Consider the following 12,839-nt stretch of genomic DNA (forward strand, 5'->3'; position numbering starts at 1 on the left):
GTTCCGCATATTTGCATGAATCAGGCGATCGATATGATAGCAATCGCGGCGCCTCGACTTTTTGCGGAATGTGATTTCAGGCCGGCAAGCACTTATAGCTGCGATGTTTCGCACCGATTTCCAAGCTGGACGAGAGAATAACGCTGAAGGCCCTCGGCGTTTCTGCTGCCCAGAGAGGCGAGGCGTTTATCCGCTTGCTATCGGACAACGGTCGCAAGTCCCGCATCAGCCAGATGACTTCCCAATTTTGATCGGAAGAAGAGTATGACGGCTGTCGTCGACCGAGAAAACGGCGGTTAAAGCAGATCGAGGACCGAGAAGATCAAGCTGCCCTCGGCTCTATCGCCTGACCAGCAGATGCTGCAGGACGTGGCCCGCCAAGAACTAAGACATCGGGCTGAAAGAGCAAGCTGGCCCGACCATCAGAACTCCGCGTAGCGCGTCTCTGGGCTGTTGCTGTTGCACTCTTTTACACCACGCTTGACTACTTGACCTCAGTTTGCCACCTCGTAGTAGAACTCGGTCCTGAGACGACGGTCATTATGAAGAACTCGACAACAAGTGCGGCAGCACGAATTTCTCTATTCGCTCCAGATATTCGCCCTGGCCTGCTTCCAGTAAGTATCTGTATCCAGCGATAAGCCTGGGAGGCTCACAGCATCGACACAAGAAGCTCTCAGCAAGAGAGTATTCCGAGCAGTTGTAGTTGATCGTCACTTCATCTCTGTCATGACCAATTTCCTCCATCGCAATCAGGACAACGCCACCATCGGCGATCTGAAGGCGGGCATTCGGACGGCAACCGTGATTTAAGAAGTCTATGTATTCACTACAAAGGTGTTTATCTCGATCAATTTGTATCGTCCTCCTGGTCGCCAGCGGACGGATCTCACCTTCGAGCCGTTCTATGACATTTCCCCTCGATATAGTTCTTCTTGAAAACAAGCCGGACCCATTTATCTTGGATCGTCCAACGTAGACGCGATCTGACGGCTTACAAGCGAGGTTAGTTTTGTTCATAACGTTATCTCTCCGACTCGATTTGACCTGTGCTTGTATCCTGTTTAGCTGTTGAAACCGTAGCTGTGATTCATTGGCAGCATACGATCTAGACGCTCTGCCTCTGGTCTGCCAACTGCCAATGATGATAGCCTCGGCTCGTTGAGCGCAAACTTGAACTCAGATCAGGCCGAAGGCCTTTGATATGTTTGCTCGTGCCGCCTCCAAGTTGCTGCCGCCGTAGATCGAGCCAGTCACGACAATTCTCCGCGTTGACAGATGTCGCCTCTGCCTATGTTAGGCGGTCACGCGGATCTCGGACGGAGAGGCGGAGCAGGTTTGGTGTGCTGCGGTCAAAGATCGAATAGGGCTGCTCTGTAGGTTCGAGATATGGCCTTTGATCGCACGCCCCGCTGACGATCTCGCAGGCCCGAAGGTATGCCTACTTGTAGTGGCCCTGCGCACCCCACCGCTCGGACAAAACGCGCCAAGCGCCCTTGTCGTCCATGCTGATGGCGATGTCGTTGCCGGCGCGTACAGTTATGAGAGCCTTACCGAATTAATTGTGGGCCCAAACCTGATGTCCGACCCGGCTCTGACGATCCCGGGGGTCCACAAAAGGGCTTTAGCGCGAGAGCCGCTTCCATGGTGATGGACCGTCGCGAAAACAGAAATTGGCGTGCTACCCGATCCAGCATCTTGGCGAGATAGACGAGCTGTAAGACTCCTATTCCCGCCTCTGGTGAGGTGACCGGTTGACATGGTGCTTTCGAGTGTTGATCGGGCAGCCGATCCGATCATCATGGTCGGGGAAGGAGTTGTGGTAGCTGTTTGCTATGCATGTGTCGGAGTTGATGTCGTGAAGTTGAATTTACTCTGCGTTCGTGGAAACATGCCGGCAAAGGAGACGTTTGCCTCTTGCGAGGTGGACACGTCGTCAGCCGGCATGCGCTGGGTCTTTAGACGGCTCGGTTGCTGATTTGATAGTGTGCATTTTTGCTAAGACGCCCGTCGGGCTGGCTATGTCACATGAATGCAGGCTAGCTCCGTCACTGACCTCAAAGGGGGCGGGTGATCGGGCCAAGACCAACAGGCGGCGCCGCCTTTGTCGCGCGGCTGCTACGCATGGGACGAGCTGACGGCGGTATGGGTCGAATGGAAGGCCGCGAGACGATGCGCGGTCTCGCTTGCGCCCGAGTGGCAGCGGTTGAAGCGCTGCGGTCCACCGCAGAAGGCGCGCACCTTCATGCTCAAGCACGGCCTCACCTATCGCCCGCAGAAAAGGCTCGAGAATTCGTTATCTCGCTGGCCTCAGGAACTAGAGTTAAATCACCCCGGCACATGATCGCGCTTCACGAAATGGTAAAGCTGCTTGCGTCGCCAAGGACCGGATCAATCGGCTTGAGCGCTCGATCGAAGAGTTCGACTCGGTAAGGCTTCTACCCCCCTGTGGGCGCTTCGAACATTGGGAACTATCGACATGATCGTCGCGATAACATTCGCCACCGAGCTTGGGCAGGTGGGTGTTTTTAGAGCTTAGATCGCCTCATGCATTATCCCCATGTGGTGCCCGGCGACTTATCGGGGGCACAGTCCGTCAGGTGGCCAGATCACTCGGGCGGTCCAACGGCCGCGCCCGGAAGCTGTTGGGCGAGATCGCCGGGATGTCTATCAAGACCATCTAACGTCGGCTAGACAAGGTTGTTGTGCCACGTGGGGACCCTTGAGCAAACATCAGGCGTGCGGAAGGCGCGGTGGAAAGGCGCCTGTCGGGCTGTTTGCCTTCTACATTGCCGGAGCCCACGCTGGTTGAAAGCGAACAAAGCTTGTCTACGGCTCGGCAACATTCTTCCATTGACACGTGTTCGTTAAAGCCCTGCATCATTCCATCGTCCGTCACCTCAAGTCGTCCAGGTCGACTGAGCAGCTGTCCACACCGACGAGCAACTGATGGCGCGTCGTTTTGTAGTCCATAAGGTCGCCGGAAAGTCCGGCCTGGATGATCCGGTCCACAGCGACAGGTGTCGAATTAGACCAGTAGGTCACCTGCAGATTGGGATCATCATAAGAAAGCAGGACGCAGGGGACAAAGGAGAGACCAAGCGCATTTGCGCAGAAGTAGCGATGATGACCATCCATGATGACAGAGTGACGGTGCTCGACCAAAATAGGTCGCTTCCAACGTTTCTCTTTCGCGATTATATTCGTCAATTTACGCGCATCTTCAATTTTGATGCGCTCTGTCGGTCGCAATTGCCTGATAGGCAGCTTGACTACGGCGTAATTAGCGACGGGATTGGCCGTTGCGCACATTTTTTTGTCCCTGATTCTTTGTACACTATTCAGATGACTGAAACGCCCCAGCAGCTTGCGAAAAAGGCTAGCCTGTGACTCGCGTACGAACAACAAAGCACGAACCATGCCAAACGAATGACAGCGTTGGGTGAAGCTTGCCGCATGGAACACCTCGCATCACCAGCCGAGAAACTTCGCTGCATCGACGCTCGCATGGGGATCGGGACACAGGGCCTTGCCTGATGAGTGCCGAGCGAGCCACCGAGCTACGTGCGGTCTCCGCGCCTCTACTGAATCGCTGTGCCGGGATCGCTTAAGCTTGGCGACAGATCGATCCTCAGCTCCAGTTAGGTTCGGCTTTGGAGGACCTTGGTGGACCCACTGCCTCTTTCGAGCTAGCGAAAGATCGCGCCAGAAACTCACGCACGAAGAGAACTGCTGAACGCAGGCCAGCCGCGATCAACACCACCGGGTACATGCCCGCGTCCAGCCGAACTGCTGATGCGGGCTGAACTGAGGCGCTCAATGCCAACTTCCGGTTCACGCTTTGATAGTGGTTTCGTTCGATGCAGTCGCGCCCATCGATCGAACACCTCTGCCAAAGTGTTTGCTAGTCTGCTTCTGCCATAAGGCCAAATAGTGCATCCCCAATCGACGTAAGCGTTGGAAAGCGCCGGAAGCTTACGATGCCTGCGGTAGCAAAGGTGAGTTCAAGCGGATGCGCGAGCGGGTCATCTAAGCGATAGATGCATCCCGCCTTTTGACCGACAGCAACCTGGTCACCGGGCTTCACCTGAGGTTCAAAAAGACCTTCAGCAGGCGAATAGATTGTACCTGTTCGCCCGAGTGATCTCGCGAGCCGAACCGCCGGCGCCTCTGGCGCGACAATATCGCGCGCGATACCGTAGTCACGCAGCACGCGGCGAAGGCCGCTTTCGGCGATTGCGAGCCCAGCTTCCGATATCGTTGGACCGCTGCCGAGCTCGGTCGACAATGCTGGAATGCCCTGCTGTTCGGCGAGCCCATAGAGTGTGCCACCTGCTCCGCCTCCCGCCCCGTCCGTAAGGATGCCATAGGGCGCACCGAAGCTCCTTAAAAGGCGGAGGACTTTTCCGGCTTCGCCCTCGGTGCGCCCGGGTCGGGCCAGCGCCACAGGTAAGTAGTCGAGCGACGTCCCGCCCGAATGCAGATCAATGATCAGATCGGCGCGAGGAAACAGTTCCGTGGCTACATAGTGTGCGATCATGGCCGTTGGGCCGCCATCAGGCATGCCAGGAAAAACGCGATTGAGGTTGATTCCATCCAAGGGCGAGTTGCGATGGCCCGCGGCAACCGCCGGCCCGTTGAGAGCAGGCAGGATGATGACCCGCCCCTGGAGGTCCGTAGTCGTAAGTTCTCGTGCCAGTTTGCGAAGTGCGACTTGGCCTTCATACTCGTCCCCGTGGGTACCCGCCGTGAAGAGAGCCGTTGGTCCGCCACCACATTTGAAGCAAAGCATCGGGATAGGGATCCAACCATAGGCGGAAATGTCTGAGGAGTATGGAACGCGCGCGAAATCGGATTGCATTCCGTCCGCGTCAAAATTGATAGTGGTCCACACGCGGGTTCTCATAGATTTCACACCTTTGGTTGACGAACGGCGCTCGAGCACGGACGCTTGGAGTTTTCGATGCAACTCGCCCTCAGAGACTTTTCAAACCCAGATAGGAGAGGCTCTCTCAACGACACAATAGGACAAACGATGATCAACTGAGCTGCTCCTCGTGATTGCGATGCGGGTCCTGCCGCGAGGATGGCGTAAGTCACGCATGAACTCGAGCTCGAGGACCCGGAAATAGGTCCATCCAAAACATCGTTTTGATGGAAATATACGTTCCTTTCCCAACACGTTCTTGTCCTCGCCAAACATTGGAATGCCCTTTTGCGCTCGGACGAATGCAGAACTTAGAATGTGACCAGATGCTTTTGCTCTCACTGCTCGGACAAACGTCGGCTCACGGCAGCAAATGCTGCGCCTGCGCAAGCGAGGTGCGCTCAGCACGCCGGTACATGCGCGCCACGTCCATGCGCTCGTTCGCCGAGGCAAGCTATGAAGCATGTTACCCATTCACGAGATAAAGCAGCAAAGTCATTCCGGCTTTAAGGCTCAACCGGCAGGAGGCTGACCGATAATCAGCCTGCTCAAATTCTCTCGCCCAGTCGGCCTTTATGACGATCCTCTTAACCTGCCTCAAGACTATCACCCTCGCGAGCTTCCCTCGCTGCATTCGCGCCTACTGAAGATTAACAGCGACGCATTATCGAACGGGGGTGCGTGCGCCACTATCGTGACCTGGCGTTACGTGTCATTCCCAAAGAGCCACTTGTCCAATTGGGCAGCGACGGTTGAATCTAGCAAGCTACGCATTTCCATCCAGTCATCGTCGAAAATAGTGCTCAGATATTTCTCACCCCCATCAACGACCAAGGTTACGACTGTACCGGTCAGCTTGCCTGCGTCGATGAACTCCAAAGCTTTGTAGATAGCGCCGCCGGACGACCCGCCGATTAAAAGTCCTTTGCGCCGGGCGATGTAGCGCGCCGTCTCGAAAGCGTGAGCATCGGTCACCTGGACGCCCTCGTCGATACAGCCATAGTCCAGGACGTTGCCGACCTGGTCACCAGTAGGCATGCCGGTCCCTGATTGATAATAGGGGTGCGCGGGTCTTCCGAAAATGATCGATCCGGCCGGCTCGACGCCGATTGTGCGCACCGTCGACTTATGGCGCTTGAGCCGTTGCGCAATACCTGTCATGGACCCGCCGGTCCCAACGCATCCGACAAACGCGTCGACGCCCTGAGGAATTTGCGAAATTAGCTCTTCGACGAGAGCTGCATAGCCGTCCGGATTGGCAGGATTGTTCGATTGGTTCATGAATAGCGCGCCGCTAAGCTCTGAAGCAAGTTGTGCCGCGAGGCGCTGCCTCGCGACGACGGCGACTTCGTCTTCCGCAAACTCGCCTTCGACGTACCGGATCTCGGCGCCGAGCGCCCGCATCATCCGAACCTTATCGGGGGCCGCATGGTGATCTACCACTGCGATGAAGTGTAGGCCAAAGTCCAATGCGCAGAGAGCTAAACCTATACCCGTATTGCCAGAAGAGGACTCAATGATGGTGCCGCCAGGAGCGAGACGCCCATCCTGGAGCGCAGCCATAACCATGCTTCGGGCCATGCGGTCCTTCATCGAACCGCCCGGATTGTTCTTCTCAATTTTTAGCATCAAACGCGCATCTCGATTGGGAATGTCAATTGACATCACCGGCGTCTGCCCGATCAATTGCGTTACGGTCTTGTGCAGCATAGCATGCCTCTTTGATGCTTCTGTAATAGTGGACCGCCGTTGTGCCCCTGCGCGGCGGAGCAGGCGGGCCTCAGGTTATGGTCGAATTTCTGCTTCGGGGTGACCATCTGGTGACGACCTCGACTGGCGAATTAAGCTAGTCTCCAATTTGTGTCTCGGGACGCGGATCAGCAATTTGGGACCGAATCGCGAAGACCATGCAGGCGTCGCGCGGCGAAGACGTTGGCGCGACTGCCTCGCCGCTCGAGGGCTCGATCGATAACAAGGTACTCTTATCCTCCCCGACGGATCTCATGTTTAAGAATGTTTTGAAAACCGCTTAGGCCGTAGTGAGTAGCGCCCGTGTCCCGAAACCCCGACTTTAGATAAACAGCTCTAGCTGCCACATTGCGTACGTTGACGCCGAGCATGAGACTGCCGATAGAAGGACGGTTCTTAGAGATCCATCGAGCGGCAAGTGCAATCGCCGCCTTACCGTATCCATTCCCTTGGTATGATCGGTCCACGCAAAGTGTGTGCAAAGTCATGGCATTTGGAAGAGCCCATTCGGGCAAAGCCGCTCTTTCACGGAGAACAAAGAAGCCAACGGTCTTATCGCAGACTTCAATCGAGAACGCGTGCTCAAAACCGGTACATGCGCTATTTCGAAGCTCCGTGAAAACTAGATCCAGCGGGTCCACAAATTCTTCTTGCTCGGGCTCCACCTTTAGGTGGGCGACCAGCGCGTAATCAAGATGGGACAGGCTTTTCAGCGCCGCGCGCATGCTAAATCTCCGTATCAGCGAGCGTTTCAAGCCTTTGCTGAAGAGCAAGAATGAATAGCTCCCACACAACATGGATCTGCGTTGGTAGCTCCTTGAGCTCCGACGAGAGACTCACAAAACTCGTGCCAACAACGCAGGAGCGCCGACATTCGCATTATAAACGACGATTCAACGGCTTAGATGAGCGACAGCAAGAGGCGAGGCGCCTGGTAGTCTCTTGTCGCGGATTCGACAAACCCAACAATGTCGATTGTCCTGCGCTCGGCGGTCGAGTCGCTCTGCTCTCGGTGCGCAGGTCGAGTGCATGATCTACGGGTTGCGTAAGTCCAAACTGGCTGCCCGAAACTGCTCGTTTTCCTTCTGTGAATTGATTTCGAGAGCGACGTCTAGCACGCCGAACGAAGCTCCAATTCCAAACATGGTGGTCGTTCCAAGATTAGAATCTAAGATAAATCATCACAGGTCCTACGATGAGTCGCGATTTCACTCGGGCCCGATGAACGCGTCTTAGTTCCAGAACTGCAGCACCGGAACGGGAAAGGACGCCATATCGTAATGACGACCGCATATGTCGCCGTCACGGCACGTATTGCCGATCCCGTGGTGGACAATGACTGTCGACATAGCGTCGGGAATATACGTTTGGAGTCGTATAGGAGTGAGGCTGGACGTTGTTCCAGCGCAATATCGGGTGGGCGCGTCTCACCGGTCCAATCCGGCGTGGCGGCGATTGTTATTGTCTCGCTCTAGCATGTTGCATCAGAACGACTGATCAAGGGGGCTGCTCGCCGAGCGGCTCGGCGCGATAGGATCGAGGCCAAGTACTATAAGCTTTTGCGGCTTTATCGCGCCCTGCAAAGCTCGACGGCGTCGACCAGAGGAGTTTCAGCTGTGCTCGGAAATCCGCATGTGCTTGCACGATTCGATGTTCATCGCGAACGAGATCTAGTGTAGATTCTGCGCAAGGCGACCGTAGCCTTGTTAATCAATCCGCTTCGTGAGCTTTCCTCTTTTGGTCCGCCAAAAAAGCGGTCGCCGCCTCGCACAAGCAGGTTCGAGGAAGCCGGTCGATCCATCGAGCGAGGTCTGACAAAGGGCACCTGATGTTGGCGCAGTGACTGCCGGCTGAATTGATGATCTTTGCCAATAGCTCTGGCCAACATGAGTCTAGATATCTTGCCACTTGTCTCGATACGACTAGATTAGTTAAGCTAAGATGTATTTATCCTCGGCGGCCATGGTGGAGGATTCGCCATTTGCCTCTTCTTTATTGTTGAAAGTTTCTGGTCAGGCGCATCTGTGCGCGTACAAGCGCTGCTATGCCAAGCTCACCCTGCCTTTTCAAATTGCGTACGGCAGCTCTGCTTCCCGGCGTCAATGCCGATCTTCGAAAACGGCCTTTGAGAGATGGTTAGATCGGTCGTGCGTGTCGTTATTGACATTCCAACGTTTTCACCAGCCCCTCAAGATCTGCCCACAGCTGGTCAATGTTTTCCAAGCCAATGCTAATCCGCAGATAGGTTGTTGAGGCGCTTGAAGCCATAACATCGCGGTCACTGGCGATGATCATTGGGGCCACAAGGCTGCGGGTCCCGCCCCAAGAGGCTCCTATGGCGAACGTCTGGAGACCATCTAACGCGCGATTGACACGTTCCGAAGAAACGCCGTCCACTTGGAGGCTGAAAACACCGGAACTGCCGTTGAAATCACGCTGCCAGATATCATGATTGGGAAACCCAGGCAGACAAGGGTGCAGCACCGGGAAGTTCTCACTCTGAGCCAATCGATGCGCGAATTTTTCTGAAAGTTTGCCAACGTGTCGCAATCGGAGACTCATTGTCTGCATGCCGCGCAGGGCGAGAGAACATTCGTCGGGCGACACGCCGATACCGAGTGACCCCAATGTGAGTCGTGCACGCTGGTAGAGGTCCATATTGCGGAAAATAATCACTCCCAACAGAATATCGGAATGCCCACCAACATATTTCGTGAGTGCTTCCGCAACTATATCAACGCCCAGCTCCAACGGCTTGCACAATAGTCCCGTTGCCCAGGTGTTGTCACATCCGAGGAGCGCGCCATTTTTCTTGCTCAAGCGAGCAATAGCGGGAATGTCGCAGATCTCCATGGTGGTCGATCCAGGAGACTCGATCCACACGAGCCGCGTGCGTCGGGAGCGAAGCCGCGCCTCGAGCTCTGTGAGCCGAGTAGGATCGAAGAACTCTGTTTCTATACCGAGATCGCCCAATACCTTACGCGTGAAGTGCTTTACAGGTGGATAAACGTTATCCGTTACGAGCAGAAGATCGCCGTTTTTAACGACGCTTAATATGGCGGCTGAAATCGCGGCTTGACCAGACGGCACAATGATTGCTCGCTCTGCATTGTGCATGGCGGACAGCTGCCGCTCCAAAGTCCGCGTGGTCGGAGTCCCCGACAGTCCATATGTGTAACCATCTGGTGCACGAGTCGCCCGACCGCGATAGGAGGCTGCGTCCGGAAATACAATTGTCGATCCGCGATAGACGGGAATGGCAAGACTGACGAAGCCCTCAAGCGGTGTTTCTGGGGGAATAACGCAAAGCGTCTCATCTAAACGGGTGTTCTTGCGCATCTTGCCGCCTCATGAATCTTTCGAGAGAAATTCCTGCGTCCTGCTCGCGGGGCGCTCAAGAGATTCCAGGATAAACTTCACCATGATAACGGCCACCCGATCGGCAGTTTCTTTGGTGGCGATCACTCATCACGCCATCCCGCCTGAACTTGCGGAAGAACATCGAGAACTTCTCATCCCTTTCCGGATCAAGAGCGCCGCAGTGCGGCCCGCCTCGCAACATAGGTCCTCGCTTCGTGGCAGCCGTGCACAATCGCCCCTCTGCTTTTGGCCATCTGGCGCGCCGGGACATTCCGTCAACGCGATCAGTCAAGCTTCAGAGAAGCCATGAGGCTTCTATGCCATTCAGCCTTGGTTTTGCTATCCGGTTTGATGCAGACCGCGGCAAGTGAGATATTGCCCAGCACGGATTGGTAAGCTTGCCAGCCAAGCGGGCTGTAGCGTTCCAAATGCAGAGGCAAGGGCTTGTGTGTCCAACGCTCGACAATCACCTGCATGAGCTCGCATAAATCCAGTCAGTGCTGATCAAGGCCGGTCATTCGCGCGGTCTGATTAAAACACATCGAACTTTTGACTCTTTCGCAGGCCCGATACGCTACGACGGCGACACGTCTTTTCTTGCACACAAGAAAGTTATGTTAGTTGATAGAAGGATTCAGAATTTTTGGCCATATTTTCCAAGAGCTGCGGCGGTGTAAAACGATTACCGTACGTCTCTTCCAGCTTGTGACAGCGCTCAACAAACTTGTCCGCGCCTATTAGATCGATATATGATAGTACGCCGCCGGTAAACGGCGGGTAGCCGAAGCCTAAAATCGAGCCGACATCGGCATCGCGTGGATCGGCTATGATGCGTTCGTCGATCGCGCGCGCAGCTTCCACCGATTGAACAATCAAGAACCGCTGACACAGCTCGCCTGTATCAAGCCTGTTGTTATCGATATGCTTTGGTTGTAGATTGGCAAGACCCTGCCAAAGATGCTTTTTTCCTCTGCCTTTCTCAGGATAATCGTAAAAGCCACGGCCATTTTTTCGTCCAAATCGGCCTTGGTTCTCGACTAGCTCCACCATCAGTTTCTTTTGACCCGCGTCGATCGCATTCGGGCCTAAATCGGCTTCTGTCGCTTTCATAATCTGCAAGCGAAGATCAAGAGCAACTTCATCAGCTAACGAGAGCGGTCCTATGGGCATGCCTGCCATCTTGGCGCAGTTCTCGATCGCAGCCGGCGGCACCCCTTCCAGAAACATCTCTATTCCTTCAGAGACATAGCGCCGCACGCAGCGATTAGCGAAAAACCCGCGGGAATCTTTTACGAGGATGGGGATCTTCCCGATCTGGGCAACGTAGTCTAGGGCGGTGGCAAGCGCGAGCTTACCTGTGTTTTTGCCTAGAATAACCTCGACCAGCCTCATCTTTTCAGTGGGCGAGAAGAAGTGAAGGCCAATAAATATACTCCGGTTCCGGAAGGTTTCGGCCAGAGAATTGATCGGTAGCGACGAAGTGTTCGAGGCGAAAATGGCACCATCCTTCAGAAGAGGCTGCGCCTTGGCATACACGTCGGCCTTGGACTTTCGGTCCTCAAATACCGACTCGATGACCAGATCGCATTGCGGAAGGGCCGCATAATCGTTGGTTGCCGTGATGCGCGAGAGCGTTTCGTCGCGCTCATTTTCATTGGCATGCCCCTTCCGAATTTGATCGTCAAACGCAGATTTTGCGTACGCTTTGGCATTATTCGCGCTTTGTTGGTGCCGAGTAATTAGAACGACTTCGATACCGGCGCGCGCCGACACGTAACCGATGCTTGCGCCCATGAAGCCAGCGCCAATGACAGCGAGCTTCTTGACCTTGCTTGGCGGCACGTCATGCGGACGGCAACGCCCTTTCTCCAGTTCCCGCATCGAGATTTGAGTGCGGATCATAGCGCGCGCTTCCTTAGAGCGCAGGACGCTCGTAAAATATCGCGATTCAACGCGCAGGGCCGCGTCGATTGGTAGCTGTAAGCCTTCATAGACACAGCTCATTACTGCGCGGGAGGCTGGATAGTTGTCGTAAGTGTCGCGCCGATAGAGCGCATTGGCGGTCCGAAGCGCCGATTTGCCTGCCGGAGAATATATGGGCCCTTTCGGCAACTTAAATCCCTGCTTATCCCATGGTGAGACCGCCTCGCCGCCCTCTTTTATCCAGTCTTTCGCCGCCTTGATCAGATCGGCCGCCGGCACCACCGCGTCGATCAGCTTCAGTGCTTTAGCGCGCGCCAGATTCACGGGCTGGCCTTTTAGCAAGATTTGAATCGCGTCTTCCAAAGCTACGAGGCGCGGCACACGTTGGGTCCCGCCGGCGCCCTGGAGAAGACCAATCTTAATCTCCGGAAAACCAACCTGCGTTACAGGATTATCCGCGGCAACGCGATAATGGCAGCACAGTGTCAGCTCAAGTCCGCCGCCGAACGCGGTCCCGTTGACAGCAGCAACCCACGCCTTGCCCGACGTTTCGATCGACCGGAAGGTGAGCGAGAGTTGCCGGCCTCGGTTAAAGAGCATTTGATTCGCGGCGATCTCACCCTCATCCCTTGTCAGCCGGACGTATTCCCTATTTATACTTTCGAGCATCGAAAGGTCGCTCCCCGCGCAGAACGTCTCCTTGCCCGAGGTGACAACAACGCCCTTTACTGAGGCGTTCGCTATGATCGTCCTAACGATCTGCTCGAGTTCGCTCGTCGAAGTCTCGTCCAGCACGTTCATGGAACGATCATGATTATTCCAAGTCACCAGAGCTATGCCATCCGAGTCGACTTCGACTTGAAAATTCTTAAGACTCATA

General features: G+C 55.2%; 8 protein-coding genes. All 8 read right to left on the minus strand.

Annotation, left to right across the window (positions count from 1 at the left end; translation table 11 throughout):
* Window positions 1–540: 540 nt before the first annotated feature.
* A complete protein-coding gene (locus BCCGELA001_RS39520) occupies window positions 541–1,149 on the minus strand; it encodes an SET domain-containing protein-lysine N-methyltransferase (RefSeq protein WP_442855183.1) in 609 nt (202 codons plus the stop codon).
* Between the two features lie 1,746 nt (window positions 1,150–2,895).
* Window positions 2,896–3,465, minus strand: a complete 570-nt coding sequence (locus tag BCCGELA001_RS29665) for a ParB N-terminal domain-containing protein (RefSeq protein WP_144441554.1) — start codon at window positions 3,463–3,465, stop codon at window positions 2,896–2,898.
* A 439-nt stretch (window positions 3,466–3,904) separates the two neighbouring features.
* A complete protein-coding gene (locus BCCGELA001_RS29670; RefSeq protein WP_236840773.1) occupies window positions 3,905–4,894 on the minus strand; it encodes a succinylglutamate desuccinylase/aspartoacylase family protein in 990 nt (329 codons plus the stop codon).
* A 738-nt stretch (window positions 4,895–5,632) separates the two neighbouring features.
* On the minus strand, window positions 5,633–6,637 hold the full coding sequence (locus tag BCCGELA001_RS29675) for a cysteine synthase family protein (RefSeq protein WP_008545002.1): 1,005 nt from the start codon (window positions 6,635–6,637) through the stop codon (window positions 5,633–5,635).
* Between the two features lie 272 nt (window positions 6,638–6,909).
* Window positions 6,910–7,401, minus strand: coding sequence for a GNAT family N-acetyltransferase (locus tag BCCGELA001_RS29680; RefSeq protein WP_008545004.1), 492 nt, complete (start codon window positions 7,399–7,401; stop codon window positions 6,910–6,912).
* Between the two features lie 1,432 nt (window positions 7,402–8,833).
* Entirely contained in the window at window positions 8,834–10,015 is a 1,182-nt protein-coding gene (locus BCCGELA001_RS29685; RefSeq protein ID WP_060736934.1) for a trans-sulfuration enzyme family protein, read from the minus strand.
* Window positions 10,016–10,320: 305 nt separating this feature from the next.
* The gene (locus tag BCCGELA001_RS37530; RefSeq protein ID WP_144441555.1) at window positions 10,321–10,512 is read right to left on the minus strand and encodes a hypothetical protein; all 192 of its coding nucleotides are present in this window, start codon (window positions 10,510–10,512) and stop codon (window positions 10,321–10,323) included.
* Between the two features lie 136 nt (window positions 10,513–10,648).
* The gene (locus tag BCCGELA001_RS29690) at window positions 10,649–12,838 is read right to left on the minus strand and encodes a 3-hydroxyacyl-CoA dehydrogenase NAD-binding domain-containing protein (protein WP_060736935.1); all 2,190 of its coding nucleotides are present in this window, start codon (window positions 12,836–12,838) and stop codon (window positions 10,649–10,651) included.
* Between the last annotated feature and the right edge of the window lies 1 nt (window position 12,839).

This window comes from Bradyrhizobium sp. CCGE-LA001 (genome assembly GCF_000296215.2).
Classification (GTDB): Bacteria; Pseudomonadota; Alphaproteobacteria; order Rhizobiales; family Xanthobacteraceae; genus Bradyrhizobium.